The sequence below is a fragment of the Holdemanella hominis genome, from assembly GCF_014306155.1.
In the GTDB taxonomy this organism is placed as follows: Bacteria; Bacillota_I; Bacilli_A; order Erysipelotrichales; family Erysipelotrichaceae; genus Holdemanella; species Holdemanella hominis.
This window is the reverse complement of record NZ_JACRWH010000033.1, coordinates 1-23,007: the sequence shown is the minus strand read 5'-3', so window position 1 is coordinate 23,007 and position 23,007 is coordinate 1. Positions and strand designations below refer to the sequence as shown.

The 23,007-nt window shown below is 30.2% G+C and carries 20 protein-coding genes; all 20 read right to left on the bottom strand.

Translation table 11 applies throughout. The features are described from left to right. Nucleotides 1-114: 114 nt before the first annotated feature. Entirely contained in the window at nt 115-1,104 is a 990-nt protein-coding gene (locus H8911_RS08080; RefSeq protein WP_186999292.1) for a glycosyltransferase family 2 protein, read from the bottom strand. 4 nt (nt 1,105-1,108) lie between these two features. Next, nucleotides 1,109-2,617 carry a lipopolysaccharide biosynthesis protein gene (locus tag H8911_RS08075; RefSeq protein ID WP_186999291.1) on the bottom strand — a complete coding sequence of 503 codons (1,509 nt, stop codon included), beginning with the start codon at nt 2,615-2,617 and terminating at the stop codon, nt 1,109-1,111. A 20-nt stretch (nt 2,618-2,637) separates the two neighbouring features. Further along, complete coding sequence (locus tag H8911_RS08070; RefSeq protein WP_199593117.1) at nt 2,638-3,555, bottom strand: glycosyltransferase; 918 nt, start codon at nt 3,553-3,555, stop codon at nt 2,638-2,640. Continuing rightward, nucleotides 3,552-4,709 carry a MerR family transcriptional regulator gene (locus H8911_RS08065; RefSeq protein ID WP_186999290.1) on the bottom strand — a complete coding sequence of 386 codons (1,158 nt, stop codon included), beginning with the start codon at nt 4,707-4,709 and terminating at the stop codon, nt 3,552-3,554. The genes H8911_RS08070 and H8911_RS08065 overlap by 4 nt, the downstream gene beginning before the upstream one ends. A 4-nt stretch (nt 4,710-4,713) precedes the next feature. Then, on the bottom strand, nt 4,714-6,675 hold the full coding sequence (locus H8911_RS08060; RefSeq protein ID WP_186999289.1) for a DUF6077 domain-containing protein: 1,962 nt from the start codon (nt 6,673-6,675) through the stop codon (nt 4,714-4,716). Beyond that, complete coding sequence (locus tag H8911_RS08055; RefSeq protein WP_117924439.1) at nt 6,672-7,022, bottom strand: DUF2304 domain-containing protein; 351 nt, start codon at nt 7,020-7,022, stop codon at nt 6,672-6,674. The genes H8911_RS08060 and H8911_RS08055 overlap by 4 nt, the downstream gene beginning before the upstream one ends. A gap of 3 nt (nt 7,023-7,025) precedes the next feature. Continuing rightward, the gene (locus tag H8911_RS08050; RefSeq protein ID WP_186999288.1) at nt 7,026-7,709 is read right to left on the bottom strand and encodes a glycosyltransferase family 2 protein; all 684 of its coding nucleotides are present in this window, start codon (nt 7,707-7,709) and stop codon (nt 7,026-7,028) included. A gap of 121 nt (nt 7,710-7,830) precedes the next feature. After that, on the bottom strand, nt 7,831-10,305 hold the full coding sequence (locus H8911_RS08045) for a glycosyltransferase family 2 protein (RefSeq protein WP_186999287.1): 2,475 nt from the start codon (nt 10,303-10,305) through the stop codon (nt 7,831-7,833). 11 nt (nt 10,306-10,316) lie between these two features. Further along, complete coding sequence (locus H8911_RS08040; protein WP_186999286.1) at nt 10,317-11,108, bottom strand: ABC transporter permease; 792 nt, start codon at nt 11,106-11,108, stop codon at nt 10,317-10,319. Between the two features lie 13 nt (nt 11,109-11,121). Continuing rightward, nucleotides 11,122-12,252 (bottom strand): ABC transporter ATP-binding protein, encoded by a 1,131-nt coding sequence (locus tag H8911_RS08035; protein WP_186999285.1) that lies wholly within the window; start codon nt 12,250-12,252, stop codon nt 11,122-11,124. Nucleotides 12,253-12,316: 64 nt separating this feature from the next. Further along, nucleotides 12,317-13,417, bottom strand: coding sequence for a glycosyltransferase (locus tag H8911_RS08030; RefSeq protein ID WP_186999284.1), 1,101 nt, complete (start codon nt 13,415-13,417; stop codon nt 12,317-12,319). A 2-nt stretch (nt 13,418-13,419) separates the two neighbouring features. Continuing rightward, entirely contained in the window at nt 13,420-15,069 is a 1,650-nt protein-coding gene (locus tag H8911_RS08025; RefSeq protein WP_117924427.1) for an LCP family protein, read from the bottom strand. A gap of 49 nt (nt 15,070-15,118) precedes the next feature. Then, nucleotides 15,119-15,988, bottom strand: a complete 870-nt coding sequence (locus H8911_RS08020) for a glycosyltransferase family 2 protein (RefSeq protein WP_186999283.1) — start codon at nt 15,986-15,988, stop codon at nt 15,119-15,121. A 2-nt stretch (nt 15,989-15,990) separates the two neighbouring features. After that, nucleotides 15,991-16,965 carry a glycosyltransferase family 2 protein gene (locus tag H8911_RS08015; protein ID WP_186999282.1) on the bottom strand — a complete coding sequence of 325 codons (975 nt, stop codon included), beginning with the start codon at nt 16,963-16,965 and terminating at the stop codon, nt 15,991-15,993. Then, nucleotides 16,962-17,930 carry a glycosyltransferase gene (locus H8911_RS08010; protein WP_186999281.1) on the bottom strand — a complete coding sequence of 323 codons (969 nt, stop codon included), beginning with the start codon at nt 17,928-17,930 and terminating at the stop codon, nt 16,962-16,964. The genes H8911_RS08015 and H8911_RS08010 overlap by 4 nt, the downstream gene beginning before the upstream one ends. Before the next feature lie 18 nt (nt 17,931-17,948). Beyond that, a complete protein-coding gene (locus tag H8911_RS08005) occupies nt 17,949-19,052 on the bottom strand; it encodes a glycosyltransferase (protein WP_186999280.1) in 1,104 nt (367 codons plus the stop codon). A 52-nt stretch (nt 19,053-19,104) separates the two neighbouring features. Then, nucleotides 19,105-19,722, bottom strand: coding sequence for a sugar transferase (locus H8911_RS08000; protein ID WP_186999279.1), 618 nt, complete (start codon nt 19,720-19,722; stop codon nt 19,105-19,107). 272 nt (nt 19,723-19,994) lie between these two features. Further along, nucleotides 19,995-20,213: a DUF2871 family protein gene (locus H8911_RS07995; protein WP_186999278.1), complete on the bottom strand. Its 219-nt coding sequence runs from the start codon at nt 20,211-20,213 to the stop codon at nt 19,995-19,997. A 452-nt stretch (nt 20,214-20,665) separates the two neighbouring features. After that, nucleotides 20,666-21,775, bottom strand: a complete 1,110-nt coding sequence (locus H8911_RS07990) for a hypothetical protein (RefSeq protein WP_186999277.1) — start codon at nt 21,773-21,775, stop codon at nt 20,666-20,668. 291 nt (nt 21,776-22,066) lie between these two features. After that, a complete protein-coding gene (locus H8911_RS07985; RefSeq protein WP_186999276.1) occupies nt 22,067-22,792 on the bottom strand; it encodes an SGNH/GDSL hydrolase family protein in 726 nt (241 codons plus the stop codon). Between the last annotated feature and the right edge of the window lie 215 nt (nt 22,793-23,007).

The window sequence follows — 23,007 nt, the reverse complement described above, 5'->3', positions numbered from 1 at the left end:
GAGCAGAGATATTGAAATCTCTGCTCCCTAGTTAATAATCCTTTAAACACACATAGGGTTTTCGGCCCTACAATTTTTGAAGCCAACTTTTAGTCGACCCTATCTAATTGCGGATTACCCTCTTTTCTTTAAAAGTTTATAAATAGGTATAGTTAAATGAAATTTAACCAAACATTTATATACCTTATATTTAGAATCTAAGTCAGAATAATGTATTTTAATATCCTTTAATCCAGATTGATTCATAAACATTTTGACACGATTCAATCCATCTTCTGAATTTGGATTCTGTGTTTCCTGGTTGATTACACCAAACCAACACTTTAAATATAAATACAAAATGTCATTTTGCGATATTGTATAATTTGATTTTGAAGCAATTCTTTTTAGATTTGCCTCATATTTTAAAATATGATCCGTATATTTTTTATTATACGTTCTCATTACAGAAGTTTGTCTTTGGTAATAATGATATAAACAATCCGATTTATACACTACTTTTTTACAATACTGTAAATACTCAATATTAAATAAGAAATCCTCTCCCACACTTTGTCCTACTGGAAATTCAATCTTATTCTCCTTTAAAAGATCTGTCTTATAGACTTTATTCAAACAAAACTGTTTGATTTTTTCATCCATGTTCTGTCTGATATACCATGTAAATCCAGCATTATCACACAAGTTTACTATTTCATCTTTTAAATCATTTAATCTAGTCTCATGATTATCATAAGTTAAACAATAATTGAAACATAATAAATCAAAATCTAAAGTTTGAATATACTCCATTATCTTGGGTAGATATTGCTCGTCCACAAAGTCATCGCCATCCACAAAAGTAATATATTTTCCTTTTGATAGAGCTATACCTAAATTACGTGCCGAACTAACACCACCATTTTCTTTTTTTATGTAATGAACATTTGAATTATCCTTTACATAATTTTTTATTACTTCACAAGAATCATCAGGACTACCATCATCTACAACTAGTATTTCAATTCTGCCATCTAATGTTTTAAGTGAGTTTAAACATTTACCAATATAATTCTGAACATTATAAACCGGTATAACAATTGAAAGTAAAATATCTGTTTCCATTCTTTTACCCCTTTATAAAAAGACTTTTTACAACATTGAATGTTGAATTAAATGTCTTTCGATCAAACAATACATTCACCAATAACACAAACACACTAATTGCCGCAAAATAGATAACTCCATATTTGATCCACGTTAAGTAATTATAAATGTTTGGCTCCATTACTTGTTGTAGAAGGAATACAACTACAATGCTTGCGACTAAATTAAGAAATAATTTCTTAAACGTACTTAAACTCGATGTTTTTAAGATATGTTTATGTGCATAGATTATAAAATCAAACGTACGATATGAGAATGATAAAACACAACCTAAAAGAATACCATTCAATCCAAACATTTTACCAAACACAAACTGTCCTACTACATTTAATGTCATTTCAAGTACTGCTCTCCATTTTGTTTCTTTAAAATGACCAGCACTTGTAACAATGGTAGATGTTGGAATTCTTATATTATTGGCAATGCCAACTAAAATAAACAATTTAGCAAGTGTTGGATAAATGTAATTGATATCCGTCATATTGACTGTATAGATTTCAATAAAAGGCATAATCAACAAATATGTACAAGAAAATAAAATCGTAATAACTATGTAGTACACAAACTCATAAATATTAAAAGTACGAATTAAAATATCTCTTTGTCCTTTGGCGATAACCTCTCCAAATGAGGCGTAGATTGCCGTTGAAATAATGGAACAAATTGTATTGATTCCCTGGAAAACAATCAAATATACCGCAAATACACTGGCTTCTTTTAAGCCTAGAATTAAACTTACAATTAAAGTCGAGCTTCCCATGACTACCAGTGTAGAAACTTGGTGAACAATTGCATCGTTTCTTTGTGAAATTTTTTCAAATGTTGGAGCCACTGTTAAATCTAAATATTTATATTTTCTTTTTGCGTATACTGTTAAAATAACTATTCTACATAGATATACTGCACTCATCCCTAATTCTGCAACTACTACATTTTGTTTTAAACGAACTAAAACAATTAACAAAATCAAATTTGTCAAAGAACCAATGGTTTGCGCAATCGCAACAACATAGTTTTCTTGATTAGCCGACAATAAAGCGTTGTATTTACCACACAAATAAAATTCTGATGCACCACTAATACCAATCACCAATACTAATGCGAACGCAACCGAATAATCCACCTGATTACGAACTGTCAAAGGATATATAATCGCAACTAATAATGTGATGGCAGAAAAGACATTTCCTGCTCGAGTAAACATGTTTCGAGTTGCATTATATATACCGTTTAAAGATTCATAATCCTTGTCAGCAATTGGTTTATACATCGCAAACGTACTCGCCTGCGCAATACCTGCACCCGTCAACTGTACATATTGCATAATTTGACGAATTGTAGATACCAATCCATTTAAAGTAGAACCAAAAGTAGATACTAAAATAGGTGGCATAATAAAATTTACAATAATATTAACGACTTGCTGTAAGACATTGAATATTAGATTTTTTAAAGCCTTTTTAAATCTCATAGTTACCTCTTTTCAATAAATCAGCTATTTAAACTCAACATCACAAATCGATATATTTTATTTAAATAATATTTAGAACTAAACAACAAACAAAAACCATCCTTAATAAAAGGTAAGAATTGTTTATCTGACATTTCCTGCAACATACGATTAAAGATCACATTCGCCTTTAAATACTTATCTGAATCCTTCTCATTTAGATGTTGTTGCACATACGCATATGCCTTATCAACTGAAGCAATACCCTTATTCTTATATTCATTCGTGATATAAGACATATACAAGTATTGCTCAAACAAGTTACTTCTAGAAATTGAATTTGAAGTCATACGATACTTAAGAACAGCCTCATTTAAGTTTGAAACCACAAAACCATTTAATACAGCTCTTAAAGTAAAATCATAATCTTCACATAAAGGCATATGACGATATCCAGCATTTTTTTCAAAAACTTCTTTTCTTCCTAACCAAGTAGGATGCGCAATACATTGACTATAACGCAATGCCTTATTAATTTTTTTAGGATCTGTAGGAACACTCTTTATGCTATATAACAAAGAACCATTTTCATTGATCATCTCTGTAATTCCACCAATTAAATCATAATGATTCTTTTCTAAGTATTTCATTTGTCTTTCTAAACGATCCGGTAAACTAATATCATCTGCATCCATACGAGCTATATATTCACCATGACACAAGGAAAGGCCACGATTTAACGAATCTGTAAGCCCCATATTTTTTTCGTTGATATAAAAATGAATTCGATCATCTTTTAAAGCATATTCTTCTATTACGCTTTTATGAACATCATTATCCGGGTAATCCAATATAATAATATATTCAAAATCTCTATACGTCTGATTTAATATTGATTCAATGGATTCACGAAGTAATCTCTCATCTTCTTTATATGTAGACATAATTACAGATATCATTGAATCACCCTCTTTCTGCAAACAAATAGTCCAGCTTCTTTTGTCACTACTATTTTACCATTATTCTCTAGCAATTCTTCAATATATTCTTTAAATTCATTGAGTCTAGGTCCTAATATTTCATTTTGATTCCCATGACAAGACATAATATAGTCAATCAAAGGTTTTGATTCTGTTATTGCTAGTGAATCTTGATAATCCATTCGTTGAATATTTGAAAAATATTTACTTAATATATCTTCACCATTCTCTAATCCAAAAATATCATACAAACTATGGTTTGATAGATTAATTCTAGAATCAAAGTTTTGTACGATTTCCGTGATTTCTTTCATATGGTTCTTACCATATGTACTACAATAAAGGATTCCATCACTTTTTAGTACTCTATCTATTTCTTTTAAACCAAGATTTAAATCATTTAAATAGAATAAAACATGATTGGCAATAATAGAATCAAAGTAAGAGTCTTTGAATGGAATCTTTTCAGCATCCGCTACAATACAGTTAAAATCAGAACCCAATTTATTTCTGACCTCTTCAACCATACCTTCACTAATATCCGATAAGAAGATTTCTCGATTTCTTAAATCAATCTTGTTTTCTTGCCATAACTTACCATTACCACAACCAAGTTCTAACAATCGATTGACTTTACTAAAATCAATTTGATTGAATAACCAATTAAACCACCCCTGCTTATTTGTAGAATACTTTTCATGTAGTGATATACGATCATTTAAGTTCTTTGCATTCTTATATTGTTCAATAATATTCGTTTCCTCATTTGATAATTGAACTAAAGATAGTATCATATTCCAACTTAAATCTGGTGTTTGACTCGCTCTTTTTAAAGCATCCTTTAAAGACTGTAAATGACTAATTTTATCTTCAATCAAATCAATCTGTAAATCAAAACTCTCCTTTAGATTCGTATTATCCATAACCATAGGAAAGATTTCTTCAATACTAAACCCCAAATGTTTTAAAGATAAAATCTTCTGTAACTTTAATAAATCCAAATCACTATATTGACGATATCCATTTTCCATAACAAAAGAGGGTTTTAATAACCCTATTTTGTCATAATATCGAATTGTTCTTTCACTCACATTCGCTAGTTTTGCGAATTGCCCTGTCTTGTAGTAGTTCATAATATTAATAATTTACCTTTAATAAATAATAAGGATTTAGATTTTGTTCATTTGATAGTACTAAACTATCTCCATCACATTCCAATATGTCCGCTGCATTTTTATTAAATACCAAAATATATTGAATATTTTCTTTCTTCAAAATATCATGTACTTCTGTATATGTTAAATCCCCTGACATACAAAACGAATTTAATTTTGAAAAATCTTTATCATTTAATTTTTTAAATCCATCACTGTTTGAAACATGCAAACGATTTGTAGACATCTCAAAGCCACCATCCGATGTGCCCATACCACCATCTGTATTAAAATTATGACAAGTATACATCTTATAATTATCATATGGTAAAGTGTTAAAATAATCTCCGACTTCGACAAAAATATCTGGAATCATTTTTGTGTTCATATCAAATACTCTTGAAAAATTCCATCCAGCTGCACTTATGCCAGAACTAAGAAAATTATATTTTACCATTTCATTTACATTATGACGGAAAAAGACACAAACCAACATAACCAATCCTACCGCCGCTAGATTTGGTATAAAATACATCTTCTTAAAGATCGACTCATATATGCGCAAGGCACAGATACCCAAAAAGAACAAAATTAAGTATTGTATAGATGAGACTGTTCTCATTGTTACAAAGAAATAATTAAAAGATGTAATTGTTAATAATACAGTAAATATTTCTTTCCATACTAAAACATATAAAACCAATACCATACCAACAATACTTCTAGATTGCGAATTCTTAGATAATACAAACATTAATGCAAAAACAACAAAACCATACTTTAGCAATGAGTCATGATCATACCATTCTTGTTGAAAGCCATGATAACGAGTTACGTTGTATACAAATTCTTCTGTGTTTATATTTAAATATCTAGTTGCGAGCAAAAAACCAACAACAACTAGAATTCCTAGAATAGAAACTATCATCCATTTTGTTTCTTTCGCTTTAAATGCCTCAACAAAACAATATACACATTTAATCGTTATTGCCGCAATGAAAAATAAAACAACAACTTGAACATATATTGTTGAAAACGAAATCATGGAAATAGACATTAAAACAATATATATAATCTTCTTGAATTCCATTTTTTCTACTAATGGTAAAGAATAAATAATCAGAATAGGCACTGCCATCATTCTAACAATAGATCCACCATAAAATGCTGCAGTTTGAAACTGCCATAAATCGTATGAATAAACTCTTATACATTCATAGATTCCTGTTTGTAGAAAACCAGCTGGAATCAGAAAATAAAAGAACGGAACAATGGCATATTGTGAATATTTTTCTTTTACAAAAAGCGATGCCAATTGTTTGTATACAATTCCAAATAATACATAATTGTGCAATGACATAGTCACCCTACAAAAATAAGGTAAATAAATGTGGAAGAGTGTCCCAAAATAAGAATAACTCAATTCATATGTATTGATAACACGAATTAAATCAAGTCCATTAATATGAACTAAAGAACCATTAAAATAATCCTCATTCATTAAATGTGGAGTGCCCACATGATTAACAACCTTACCTATATAATAAACATCATCATAATTTAAATCGTAATATGGCAATTGGTTTGCGATAGAAAAAGATATAAATACACCTGCAAATAAAATTAAAACCCAATTATTCTTCAAAATACGTTGTAATTTAATTTCGTGTCTACAAAATATATTTTTTCTATTCTTAAATAACAAGTATCCATCTACAACGACAAATAAAATAGATTGTAATATAAAGTATAGTGTCCAGGATAAATGAAGAACCTGACATACAAATCCAATAATAAACGTTAAAAAGAAAGTAGATAAAAATCCTGAAATTAGAATTGTTCTAGTATTCTTATTATAACCAAATAAATCTAAGCATTCATTCCCTAACAAATAATACTGAAAAGAAAGACAGACATAAAACACAACACTCAAAACTAAATTCATTCGCCTTTCTCCTTGTTACTTTCATATTCTTTAATACTCAATTTTTGAATCAAATCTTTTTGTTTTTCTTTTAATTTAGAAATTTGTGCAGTTTGCGTAAACAACATAATGTATAAGAAAAAGATAAATACACAAAAGATGAAATTACTTGTGGACATAAATCCCAATTGTTTTGAAATCCACGTTGGAATTTGAGGGAATACACTAATAATCAGAAGAAGAATAGACCATAAAATCCACATAATCGCATCATCAATATTTAATCCATGTTTTTGAATCTTTTTAATCACAAAAACAAAGGTCATTAAACTCGCAAAGATAAAAACCAACTGTAATTTTAATCCCATAATCTACACCTTTCTAAATGGTTGAATCAAAAAGATTGAAACCATCATTCGACTCATATATTTGATCGTATTTACTAAATTTAAATAAGATTCTCCAAATTCACGTTCAGACATTTGAACTTGAATCTCTTTAATTTTTCTGTTCTTACGATACATATAAACCAATGTATCTGGTTCAGGAGGATTGTTCATATCCAAAGCATAATCTTTAATACAAGCCTTGCTATATGCTCTAAATCCACTTGTTGGATCCATCACCTTTTTACCAGTTACAAGTTTAATGGCCCATGCGATTAAACGGCTACCAATCATACGTGCTGTAAAAGGTTTCTTCTCGCTCACAAAACGAGAACCAATCACAATATCATTTCCATATTCAATTTCTTTAACCATCGCATCAATATATTTAGCTGAGTGCTGACCATCTCCATCAAATTGGATAACAACATCATAATTTTCTTTCATGGCTAATTTAAAACCTGTTTGAACAGCTCCAAACAATCCTAAGTTACAAAATCCATCAATATGATTAAAATTATTTTTCTGAATAACTTCTAAAGTATTATCTTTCGAACCATCATTCACAACAACATAATCAACATCTGGCGCATTTTGTTGTATATCCTGAACTGTTTTTTCTATATTTAAAGCCTCATTATAGGCTGGAATTACCACTAAAGTTCGCATTTAGAACCTCCTAAAAAAATATAAATCTTAAATTTTTAAAATATACTGTTCCTTTAAATTCATGAAAAAGAACTAGTTAAACAACTAGCTCTTATATTTATATCATATTTTTATGATTTTTTTAAGCCTTAGGATATGTAAATGGACCTTTATCCAAATCAAAGTTAGGGTTATGGAAAGGATCTCCATTCTTTAATATTTCTGGCCATTTCTTTTGGAAACGAGCAATTTCACTTTGGAAACGAGCTTGTTTTTCTGGTGTATCCTCTAAGCCTCTAGATTTAGATTCATAGTGGTACCAAACAGAGAATACATCTTCAACAATCCATTTATTTAAGCTTCTAATTTTTAAACATAAATCAACATCGTTACATGCAACTTTAAAGTCTTCATCAAAGCCACCCACTTCATCAAAAATTTCTCGTTTTGTCATTAAACAAGCAGCTGTTACTGCAGATACATCCCACGAAACACGAGGTCTACCCATATATCCAAAATCATTTCTATCAATTAACGAGAATGCAGCTGTCGCATAACCATGATATCCAACTACGACACCACAATGTTGTACCGTATCATCTTCATACAATAATTTAGCTCCAACAGCACCTACATCTTCTCTTTGACATACCCCTAGCATGTCTTCAATGGAATCTGGCTCAATAACTTTCGTATCATTATTTAAGAATAAAATATATTCACCATGCGTGTATTTTACACCATAGTTATTGATCTTTGAATAGTTAAAATCACCCTCATAATAAATAACTTTTACATTTGAATATGTTTCTTCAAGCTCTTTATAGTAATCAAATATTTCTTGTTCAGTCGAATTGTTTTCAACAATCACAATCTCCATATTTGAATATGTGTTTACATTCATTAACGATTCAATACAACCCTTCAATAAATCTTTATGATTGTAGTTTGGAATCAAAATGGATACCAATGGATGATCCTTCACTGTATATTTACAATGATACATTCCATATAAAGGACGAGGCAACATTTCAACAGTCGCATCAATACCAATACGTTTAAAATGAGATTCAATCGCTTTTTTACCAGATGTGTAACAATACATCTTACTTTCTGGATCCATAGCCGTTGATAATGGGTGCATTCTCCAGTGATACAAAATCTTTGGAACGTGATGTACACTATTTGCCTGCTCTACACATCTAAAGATGAAATCATGATCTTGCGATCCATCATATTCACTACGCATTCCACCAACTTTACGAACAATATCCATGTTCACAACAAAGAAGTGTGTAATGTAGTTATGAGAACACAATAAATCAATGCTGAAATCTGGTTTAAAATGCGGATCTTCAAATTTCTTTGTCTTATCATTTAACTTATCTTCATCCGAATATACACAATCATGATGAACTTTCTGCATAGAAGCTACAAATTCACATAAACAATCCGGTGTCAATAAATCATCGTGATCAAATAAGCCCACATAATCACCTGTAACTAATTCTAAAGCACCATTCATATTTCCAGAAATACCATAGTTTTTTTCTAATTTCTTAAATACAATTCTTGAATCATCCCCATAATGTTCTTTCACATATTTTTCTACCGAATCATTTGTACTTCCATCACCAATACACAATTGCCAATTCGAATACGACTGATTACGTACAGAATCAATCATTTCTTTTAAGTACTCTTCTTTCGTATTAAATGTCGCAACAATAATACTAATCATTGGAGCAAATTCAAATTTAGTATTTCTTTGTCTTTCTAATTCTTCTTTCGTTACTTTAGTGGCATTAAACCATTCATCGTATTCTGCCCAATTATTTGAACCATGAACAATACGATCAATAACACCGGAAAAACCTTTTTTCTTTAAAATTCTAAAGCCATTCTTAAAATGTTGATAACTCAACATTTTAAATAATTTAGGAACTTTTGAAAGTACATTTTGACTAGATCTCTTTTCTTGAAGAATCTCTTTACTTTGATAATTCTTAGTCTTCAATACAAAACTATACTTTTCTTTCGCGTTTCCTTTCCATTTGATAGTGTATCCACAATCAATTTGGTCTTCACCCACAAAGAATAAGGAATATAAATCCACTCTACCTTTTGAATGAAATTCAACATCCACTTTTTTTCCATTTGAATCAAAGACAGAATATTCAATTGGATCTTTCGCATACGAATAAGCCCAACCTTTTAGTTGATAAGTCCTTGTTTCTTCATTGAAAGTAAATTCATCAATATATGTGTTGATTTCTCTTTTGTCTCTGTATTTATTAATTTTTCTTTGATCATAATTCAAAATTCTTTCACTACATGTATCTGTATATGCAATGATTTCAATCGATTTAGGTTCTTCATTACAATCGATAATCAAACGAAATCCAATATGCGTATTCTTAAAACCTAAATCATAGCCATTTATAATGTCTTCACGACCAGGTCGAAATAACTCGAAATCAACTTCTTTTCCATCCAGTTTAATGCGATAATTCACACTTTCATTATCTTCCTGGTAGCACCAGCCGACAATGGTAATGAATTGTTTTGTTTTTAAATCATGAAACTCAAATCTTTCAATGCTATATTTTAAAGCCATACTACTAACACCTACAATTCTTCTGCAAAGCCTTTTTCTAATTTCTTGAAAATCATGTATCCAATACCTAAAACAACCAATGAGAAGACAAATACTAAACCTAAAGATTTAAAATCAGGCCATTGATGATACATAAACGCATTACGATAAGAACCAATAATGGTTGTCAACGGATTGATTGTTATTAGTGTATATAGAATACCTGCACTTGATGCAGAGAATTGGCTTAAGTGATAAATAATTGGAGTTCCATACATCAACATATTTAAAATGAAGGCTACAATATTCTCAATATCTTGTACATATACATCGACTGCACTTAAAATCAATACAATGCCTAATGTTAGTAAAGATTGAACAACAAGAATTGGGAATACCGCAATAACATGATAGCTAAGTCCTGTACCTGTTCCAATACAGAAAATAATGATAATTAAGCACGAAATCAAAAAGTTTACAATTCCACTAAGAACTTGTGATAACGGAATGATTTCTCTAGGGAAATATACTTTTTTAATAATTCCCCCATTTGCCTTAATCGAACTAGTCCCCATATTTACGGATGTCATAAAGAATGTCCATGGAATAATACCTGTAATCAAATAAATTAAGTAATTTTCACCAGTTACTCCACGACCAAACAAGTATGGAAATACAATCCAATATACTACAACTTGTAACAATGGATTTAAAAAGGACCACAAGATTCCTAAAAAAGATCCTTTGTATCTACCACGAATATCCTTTTTAACATTCGTTTTTAATAACTCTCGATAATTATAAAGATTTTTAAATATACTCATACGCCATCACCTTCTATACATTTTCAAACTCAATTTCTTTAGAGGCCAAAATACATTCTTTCTCTTTACACTCAACTTTAAATTTATGTTTACCTTTTTCTAAGGTTGTTAAATCATACTGGAATTGCCATCCAATAGTATTTACATCCATAAATCCAACATAATGATCAAAGTATGCATCATATACATCTTTTCTATATGTACGATCCACTTTAATATCCATAGGATTTCCATCTAAATAGAAATGAATTGTGGCATCATCTGAATCCGAGATTTGCCATCCCTTAAACAAGTGTTGTTGATCTGTTGCATCCACTTTTGAAATATCTCTAGGACTATCAATATAAACAACAGCCTTACTTTTTTGTTTACCACTCTCAATATTCTTTTGTCTTTCCTGCTTATGGTCTTGTGCCACTTGTTCTAAATACTCATCAACAACATAAGTAGGATCTCCATCTAAACGAAGTTGTCCCTTATAAATCCAGATAACACGAGTACACAAGTCTTTTACAACTTCCAAACTGTGCGTAACGATCACAATTGTTTTATTTGAATCACGCAATTCTCTTAATTTGTTGTAGCACTTTTCCTGGAAGTGTTGATCTCCTACAGCTAAAATTTCATCAATTAATAAGATTTCAGCATCTACATTAATGGCCACAGAGAAAGCTAGACGCATATACATACCCGAAGAATACGTACGAATTGGATTATCAATAAATTCACCTAATTCACTAAATTCAATAATGTCATCAATACGAGCATCGATTTCTTTTCTAGTTAAGCCAAAAATAGATGCATTGAAATAAATATTTTCACGACCCGTAAAATCTGGGTGGAACCCTGCACCCAGTTCTAGCAATGAAGTTAACTTTCCATCCGTTTCAATCGTTCCTTTTGTTGGATAAATAATTTTGGTCATCAACTTTAATAAAGTTGATTTACCTGAACCATTCACACCAATTAAGGCTACAGTTTCCCCTTTTTTAATATTTAAATTTATATTGTTTAATACCTGATGAAACTCAGGCTTTTTTCGATTCCAAAAAATTAATTTTGTCTTTAACGTATTTGCCTTATCATATTCAACCTTGAACTGTTTCGACATATTACGTACTTCTATCGCATTTGTCTTATCCATTGGATTACCTCTCAAACATTCCTATTTTAGCATATTCACATCAAAAAAAGAACAAAAGTCCTTTTTATAGCTTTGTAATTACTTCATTCCATGATTTACAAACATTCGGGCTTGTGTTCTTATACGTTGCCAAACTGAAAACATCTTCTTTCAATATAGCCTTTTTCATCTTTACTTTTAAATCGTCTGCATCATTCACATCAAAGAAACAAACACCATCATATGTTCCTACAGTTTCATGAGCATATGGTAAATCAGCCACAATCATGGGCAAATCAAATTCCTTCGCTTCACTTATTGGTAACCCCCAAGTTTCAAGCTTTGAAGGAAAAATTAAACAACTGGATTTCTTATAATACGCAAATACATCATCTAAAGATAATAATCCAGTAAAGTGAATGTTCGAAACAGAATTATACTGATTCACAACATCCTTTGCGTACGTATCTTCAGATCCATCAATTGTAAGCACAACTTGATATAAGTCTTGATTGATTTCACTATTTAATCTTTTTGTAGCTTCACAAATAATTTCAAAATTTTTGAAATGACGACTCACACTTGGAAAAAAGAAAGTATATGGTTGAATCTTTTCAACATTCTGATATTTACTTGTATCAATCCCATGTTCAGCACGCATTACACAAATGTGATTCAAATCCATATTCAATAGCTTCTGCATGGAACTGGCAATCCAATCTTGTTGAACAATGACATAATCATTGGCATGCACGTTGATTTTATACAAATATTTATAGAAAAGAGAAAACAAGAATACTTTCTTATTATATTTAAAATCTTTCCATCCCGCCTTATACGCAAACGTTGGATTATGGAAATATGTAACCTGATGTTTCGCATGTACTTTTGGAGTCATGTCATGAATTGAAATCCATAAATAGATATCTTTGTCTTTAGAATATTTTTTAAAGTACGAATACTCATAATACATTCTTTTAAACCAGCTTTTACGTGATTCTGGAAGTTCAATAATCTCAAAATAAGATTGGTATTTTTCAAACAATGATAACTTATGTACAAATAATATGAAATGATATTTTCCATATAATTTGGATTCAATAATTTCATCACAGAAATTGTAATAAACCGTTAACGTGCCACCTTGAAATAAGTTAATACCCGATACAACAATAGTTGGTTTCATGACTATTCACCATCTTCAGGTAATGGTTCTTCATTTATAGAAGGTTCTTCATACTGTTCTTGATCTGTATATCCATAATCATAGTTTTGTGAATAATCATAATATACACTTCCTTGAACCTGAGCATTTTCCTGCTCAATATATCCTTCAGCCACCCCTGCGGCTCCTGTATCATATTCATCTTTGATTTTATTTGCTGATTTTCCATCAAGTACAGCTTCAATCTTTTGACGAGCAATACTAACGCAATAATCTTCTGGCATGACAACCGAAAGCTCTTGAGCCATAGATGCACAAACCGCTGAACTATTTGTACCTCTTAATACATAGTTTTGGAATTTCCAATTTGGCATAGCCTGCAATTCATATTGAAGTAATGCTGTAATTTCATTGGTTGACATATTTGTATCAAACGCATTTTTGAATGATTTTAATAACTTTGTGTAGTTTGTCAGAATCTTTGAAGAAGCTGCCTTTTTAATAATAGCTTCCAATACTTGCTGCTGATTCTTTGCACGCTGAATATCGCCATCTACATAGGCATGTCTTTCACGCGCATAAGCTAGTGCTCTAGCTCCATTTAAGTGATTCCATCCTTCATGAACACCTTCCAACGCCCAATCCGCATTTAATCTTTCCACAGCCATTCCTTCAGGCACTTCAATATCAACACCATCCAATGCATCTACTATATCTTCTGCACTTGAGAAGTTCACTCTGAATGTATAGTTGATATCAATACCTAATAAGTTTTCTACAGTTTGTTTCGTTTCTTCAATACCATACATACCCGTATGTGTTAATTTATCATATCCATATGAAGTTTGAACATAATAATCTCTAGGAATGTTTACCATCAATACGGTTGACGTAGTTGGATTTACCGTAACAATCATATCCACATCACTTCTTGATAATTCATCAATTTCTCCATATGTATCATTTCCACTGACAAAAATCGTAAATGGATTCTTTGTGATGTCATCAACCACTAATGCATCATTTTTGTCATTTGTATAATACACAGCTTGATAAATCGATTTTGTTTCATTTGAAAAAACACTATACTCTTCCATTTCCTCTACGTTTGCACGGTAAATTTCATTCATCACAATAGCCTGCACTTCATCTTCATATAGTGCTTTTACTAATGCTTGCAAGTTATCATATTTTTTATATGAAAAAGAATATTTTTTTAATTTTTTCTGGCACTTCTTTGTTCCCACAGAATCAATGTTTCTTAATACACCAATCTTTTCGTTCTTTAAACTCTGAATATCTTCATCATGATCCGTTTTAGTAATAACTGAAATTGTATTTTTAATAGAACCCTTTTCAGCACCTGTAACAGAAGTTAGTGTACTGTATGTCTCATATAAATATACATTTCCAAATCCCATAGTACATCCTACAAGAATCACTAAAATTACACTAATCGCTTTTGTCCAAATCGCATGTGTTACAAAATTCATTAATAAAATTAAAATCGCATTTAAAATCACAATAATTAAGATGACCGGTAATAATAAATTACTAGGCAATACATTTAATGTCACAATTTGATATGCCGCAAAGCCAGACAAAACCAAAAGTACAATTGATAAAAGTGCTGCAAAAATTCTATATATTAAGCTCGTTGTATTCTTTTCCATGCAAGATCTCCTTTATAAACATATCGTATTCTACCACAATCCATAAATTCTATAAATATTCCAGAAAATTTTGCTTTAAAAATTCCAGCAATTCTGTATATTCCTTTTTCTTTGATTGACTTATCAAACTAAAGATACATTTCTTAAATTTATAATAACCATATTCAAAACGTACCTTCTTCTTATAATTCAAATGATTCTTTTTTCCATAATAAATCATTGAATCCCAACTCATTTTAATACGCTCTTTAGATGTGTCTGTACATCCGCCCTCTAAATGAATCATTTTTAACCCTTTATTGAATTTCACTTCTGCATGAGGATATTTATTTTTTATACGACTTGCTACGTCAGACTCTTCAAAATACATAAATATGTTCTCATCAAACATGTCCACATTCATAAACATATCTTTTCTTACAAATAAGTTTGCACCCGTTATGAACATGTTCTTCTCATTAAACCATCCCAATTTATTCCATAATTTAATTGTCCAATTACGCCATACTTTTGTATTATACTCAAAATAAAAGGAGTACCCAGGACTCAAATTCTTCTTCAACAATCGTATACCTTCAATCGCTAAATTTGAATTCTTTTTAAAATCTGAATAGATTTGTTTAAAAATTGGTTCAATCAACACTATATCTGGATTTACAAAACCAATTACCTCTCCCTGACTAACCTTGGCACCCACATTATTACCAGCACCAAAACCTTTATTGTCGGAAGGTATATATTGAATATTTTGTATACTCGATTGTTTCACAAAAGATTCTACTCTTTCATTGACAGGACTATTATCCACGACAATGACTTCTAATTCATCCTTTAAATCATTGTACTTTTCAATTGAATTTAAACAATCCAACAAAATATTTCCATTTTTATATGCCACTATAACTAATGAAATTTTCATATCTACCTTCTTATTCCTTGTTTTAAACAAAATACCAAATCCATTACACGTGCTCTTGGTGTTTTAATCACTTTATAATACGAACTAAAATTTTGAAATAACACTCTGAAAAAACTACCTTTTTTTAAGTATTGAATATGTTTCTCACAAAAATTAGAATAACAATCAAAATCCTTAACATTCTTCTCAAAATTACAATCTACTTTTCTTAATACATGCATCACTTGTAAAGCAGATTCACAAAATGCAATACGTGCATATAAAGCATCCGTAGCTGTGTTTGATGTCGTAACATCTTTTAATCCAATCGCATTTTTATCATGTATCCTATATTGAAATAAGGGTGCATTATAAAAATACATGGAATTCGTTTCACTTGCCAATAATACAATCAACCAATCGTGTACAAACTCTTCTGTAAAACATTCTAGAAAACGAGCACATAATTTCTTAGTTAAACATAAGGCACAACCTTGAAAACTATTGCGAATCGATAATTCATAAAAACTGATGGGAACTACTTCATTTGTTTTAACCTTCTTCATTAAAAGATTATTATTGGACATTCTAGAATCTAAAGGAACTGTAAAAACATCTCCCTTTTGATCTATAAATTCAAAAGAAGAAGCTAGGACTGAAATATTCGGATTTTCTTCCATAATAGAAATCATGTCTTCTACTTTATTTACTTTCCAAATATCATCTTGATCACTTAAGAAAACATAGTCTCCATGACATAATGAAATTGCTTTTTTGAAATTCTTTTTATATCCAAGATTTTCTTCATTCTTGTATAACTTAATATCTATATCTTTATGAGATAAAATATATTGTTCAATTACACGAACTGTTGAATCAGTAGAACAATCATCCACAATAATAATTTCATCCACTTTGCGTGTTTGATTATAAATAGAATCCAATTGTTCTTGAATATATGGTTCCCCATTAAACGTAGCCATCGCAACTGAAATCATCGAATCACCTTTTCTTTCAGCACATACAATAAATCCATAACTCTTGCCTTCTTTGTTTTAATAAGTGAATAATAAGGACTTATATTTTGACACAACAACTTAAAAAACTTCTTATTTTCCAATGCTTGAATATGTTGATTAAAAAAAGCACTCATATGACTAAACTCTTCTTGATTCTCTTGATAATAATCCGAATTTGCCAATCGAATTATATTTAAAACATCTAACGCATTATGAGCATTCTGTGTACGAATCTTTAATGTATTTGCTCGTTGCAAATGTTCTTCTTTTGTTTGCGTATCATATTGTGCGCCAATAGAATTCTTTTCGTGCAAACGATACTGAAACAATGGCTTATTATAAAAGTACATACTATTATAACTAGCCGCAATACTATTAATTAAATAGTCATGTTCAATATCTGTAGAGTAATGTTCTAAAACTAAATTTTTGATCCATTTATCCAACAGAAGAGAACAACCTTGAAAATAGTTCATGGCAAGATAATCCAAGAAATTCACTCGATATAAACTATCTTTTTCAACAGGACGACAATATAAATTATTATTGGACCGACTCTTATCCACTTTCATTTGAATTTGCTGATTCTTATCATCAATATAAATAAAAGAAGAAGATAATACATGCATATTCGAATGAGTTTTCATCATACGCATCATTTCTTCCACTTTATTAGGTAACCAAATATCATCTTGGTCACACAAAAAAATATAATCCCCACTACATAATTCCATAGCTTTTTTAAAGTTAAGACGATACCCTAGATTCACATCATTTTGTACTACCTTAACTGGATATTTTTTTAATAATTCTATAGTTGAATCACTCGATCCATCATCACAAACAATGATTTCATCCACTTTCATAGATTGATTAAGAATGGATTCTATTTGTTCGCAAATATATTTTTCACCGTTATAAGTAGTCATTGCGACTGAAATCATTCTTAATCACCTAGCTTTCTAAAAAATTCGATTCAAAGCCTCATCTAATGTGGCATTAAATTTCTTTGTCGTAAAGTATGTATTATACAAATTCTGAATATTCTTTCTTCTTTGAAGCTGCACTTCCATACTTTCCGAACAAACCCTTTCTGCCACTTCTTTTATATTTGACTTCTTCAAATTGAAACCAATATCCCATTCCTCACAAAAATCTTTTGTGTCCCCTTTAATCGTATTAATAATTGGTAAACCCGCACACATATAGTCTAGTGATTTCATAGTCAACCCAACTACTACACTCGGCTTCATGACGTTAAAACCATAATTGCACTGATCAAATACTTCTTGTTTGCGTTGAAAATCGTATACTTCCTTATGATCAACTACATTGACTCCTACACATAATACTTCTTGAATGAAATATTCTTTATTTTCGCCATCACCAATAATATGTAACGTACACTTTTTATGAGCACTGCACTCCCTTAAAAAAGCAGTGATTCTAGGAATGTCTATAATATTATTTATAGAACCCAGGTAACAAAACTGTAACTCATTCTCACTTAAATACGGATTCATTGGCAAACACTCTCTATCAATTGCCCAATACAGAACATTTCCACAATGCACATATTTCTTAAACAATTCACATTCACAGAAAACAACATCTCCACTTGATAAATACTTATCACGATTATCCTTCCATATTTTAAAAGGTAATAATCCCTTATATCGATCAATCGGCATGGATTCTGGCCATAAATCAATAATGTCATACATCACTTTAACATTATGATGTTTCTTTTTATATTTCGCCATTTCTTTTACAAGCGTATTACACGGAATAATACAATGAATTAAATCTGGTTGAATGTCTTCCATAGCCTTTCTTGCCTTTTTAGAAAACTCAATATGAGACAAAATTCTGTCCGCAGAAAGATTCTTATGATACTCACGAACAGAAATCACAACATCAGCTTCAGCTTGATAAATCGCTTTTTTTCTATGCGAAAAATTTGAAGTCACACTCACAACTTCAAACCCCTTAGAAGTGTAGTATTTCTTCAATAAATGAATACGATCCAAACATGTATCAAACGCATATACTAATGCTACGACCATAGATAACTCCCCAACCTACAAATGATGGTTTTAAAGACCTTACAACTATCCCCTAGTTATTATTATCTTTATTATGGATACTTCCCGTACCACCTTCAACAACCCCATCGTGTTTTAACACGGAAAAGATTGTCATAAAAAAACATTTCACATCAAATGAAAAACTTAAATTCTTACAATACTCTCCATCAAGCTTAGCCTTAACATCTATTTCCAGCTCATCACGACCATTTACCTGCGCCCAACCAGTAAGACCAGGAAGTACATCATTGGCACCATAATGATCTCTCAATTCAATTAAATCATATTGATTCCATAGAGCAGGTCTTGGACCCACAATTGCCATTTCCCCTTTAAATATATTAAACAACTGTGGAAGCTCATCCAAAGACGTCTTTCTCAAAAATTTACCAATACTCGTAATATATTGATCTGGATTTTCTAATAAATGCGTAGGCATATCTTTCGGTGTATCAATACGCATTGTTCTAAACTTTAAAATATCAAAATAAGACTTATGAATTCCCACACGCTTCTGCTTAAAAAACACAGGCCCCGGAGAAGTCACCTTAATTAAAACCATTAATACAATCAATAGTGGAGATAAGATTATGATTCCAGCCAAACTCAAAAGAAAATCAATCGTTCGCTTTCCATATTCCGAATACATAAAAACACTCTCCCATATTCATAGAGAAAATTTCTCTACGTAGAAAAGTATACCATAATCAAGGTGTTGAAACAAAAAAAGTTAATAAAGTCAAGATTAATTCTATTCATATCATCTTTATATAAGGGGTATATTAAAATTATGTGATAATGTCAAAAAAAAGAAGGTCAATACCTGCAATACCAGAAATAGCAGCAGATACTACAATCAAATCTAAAAATTGAACAATATCACGAACCACTAACATTATAGCCGTTAAATTTAGTCAGGCATCATACAACAACACTGCCGTTTGAATTTAAAAGACTACAAACAGAAACTACACCTAAAAGAAAAAAGAACATCGTGCCAAAGACAAAATAATGCGCATGAGCAACGGGCAAAGTTGTCAAACCAGTATAATCATTAATCTTTGTAAGCTCACGATAAAACACTCCCCAAATCATTGCCAATACTGTATATAATTTAATAACACATATAATTAATAACATATATAATATTATTTATAATTCGCACAAAACAAGTAAAATATGTAAAGCTACTTTGCAATAATGATATCTATATTTCTTTTCTTAATTTATTTAACACTTAAACTTCACTTAAAAAAGGATATATTAATAATTTTATTAAATGCAGCTATAGAATCGCACTAATATCGACATAATCATCCATACCACATTCCTAAGTATTTTTTCATAGACAGAGTATCATTCTAAGTTCAACCACCAATTCTACACTCACAATTGCTTACAAAAAATATGTCAAGACGCCAATAACTAATTAGCGGTTAATGTTATAAATATATTCACTATAAATGAAGTATTCATAATATGAAATATTTCACCATTACTTTGTTTTATATAAAAAGAACGACATTGAGAATTCCTCCTAACAAAACGGTTGAACAATGTCCATCCTCCACCTCAGAGACTTATTAAAATAACTATATATCTAAAAAAGAATATTTTTTTATATTCCTACAATTTACACACATTGGTACGCTACATTTGTTAGAACAGCCACAAATGGTTTTATATTTTAGACTATGCGAGTCTGATACATATTGTGTGTCAATACACCAACTTTTTCTGTTATTGCCATTTGGTATCATAAGTGTCGAGCATTCGTTCGTTTTTCCATAAAATGAATGGTAATAACGCTTTGTTCCATGATGTGGTACCTTGATTACTTCATATTCATTATGCATATTAACATTACCGTCTTTATTCTTTTCAATATAATTCCAGTTTCTTTTCATGCCAAAGTCACCTGTAAATAGAACATTTCTATCTTTTGTATAATTTTGAAAAACTATACTTATTTGATTTCCAAGTTCATTCAACTTCCGAGAAGTGTTTTTTGATTGATTTGTTGAATATTTAGAATCAAACTCTGTTTTTAAAAGTAAAAAATCTTCTTTTACTTTATTAAGCAATGACGTATGATTTTGTTCAGTTTGTTTTTGATAATTAGACATAATCTCAATCAATCTATAAGCTAATTCATTAATCTTATTTAAATTGCCACCAAATTTTTCAGCTAAATCATCATACAAATATTTTATCTTTTTATCTATAAATTTTTTTGTAGGCCATAACGCAATAAATTGCTTATCATGGAATATGCTTCCCCTTTTAACGAAATGAATATTACCATTAGTTGTGCAGATAGATTCTAAAAAATCAATAATTGTTAAATTATTTTCGATTTTATCATTATTTAAAACATCCTTAAGTAACAATAAAGCAAATGCATTTACACTATATTTAATATTCCATATATCTGGTAAATATACATCTGAAAATTTGTGTTTACTATATTTTACCATGTGCAATACGCCATTAAAGTGATCAGAATGATAATGTGTTAACAAAAACTCTTTTTGGTCTTTTTCATCACCCATATCGTTTATAATATTATTAAATCTTTTCTCTCTTTCACTTTTTGAACAAGTATATTCATGTATACCAAAATCAACAAATAAATCTTTATGACCTTTTTTTACTAATCTAAAACAATCTCCAAAACAACACTCATACATTCTTATTTTCATATAGTTAGCTCCAATACCATAATACTAGCCCATCCTTTTGAGACACAGTTACTATATACAGACTAAGATACAGTCTAAGTTAAAGTAAAATCATATCATCAATTCCTATACATTAATTCCATAATCAAAAACTTCCATAGTATCCATATTTTTTTATACAGCAATGATAAATTATTATACACTCACATAATCACCTTTTATTAACTGTCAAATGTTTCTATAAAATATATTTAATATATTTACATCAAAAAGTAAAAAAGTGAATTTGATATATGTCTTTCTTTAAACTTTCTATCCAATAACTTTAATTGTTTCACCAATCATTCTTTCAGCCCATACAGGATACAAATTCTGAATATAATGGACTCCATCCTGTTGATAATACTTATCCTCACCATGATTTGTGATATCTGAAATATCTACATAATTCCAACCATTTCTTTGACACATCTCTTGTAATTGACTATTATAATCATCTGTTTTAGACCATTCAGAATGTTCTTCAACCGCAGATGGCGTAGGACAAACAATAGAATTAATAAATATATTCGCATTGGGACAAATCTCTAAAACACCCTTTACTTTTTCTTCATACAAATCCCCATACGTTCCATTTTCAGTCTTTAAATCCAATCCCATATCATTCACTCCATATGAAAAATAAATATTAGAAGGATTGATTTCTTTTAATGCCTCACTATAATCCGAAATATTCAAAATCGTGTTTCCTGCAGCTGCAAACACACGATTCCAAGGCAAATACCCATAAGACGCAAATCCATATACACGAGAATCGCCATAAATGGCATAATCTTCAAACATAGAAAATACATCTAATGTCCCATCTTTAACCATGGTCAACTTTTCTTCAATACGCTTATCCGTTAAATGCTTAGACAATTCTTTTGTATCCAAACTCTCCTGTTCCTTAATATAAGAAACACCCTCATTATGACTTTCACAACCCGTAAGTAAACAAATACATGCAACCAAACCGATAATTCCAATTTTTTTCATGTTTATATCCCCTTTAGTCAAATTATATCATAGAATTCCTGAATTATTCATGAAAAGATAATAAAAGAAGATTAGCCTTGTTGATGGATCCAAATTGGCTAATCTTTTTCATTTTGTTTTCGAATGGTTTGAAATGAGTATATAAAAGGATATCAGACATTGCTGATTTTTTAAAATATAGGTTCAAAACGTTAAATCTGCAACACTTTATTCCA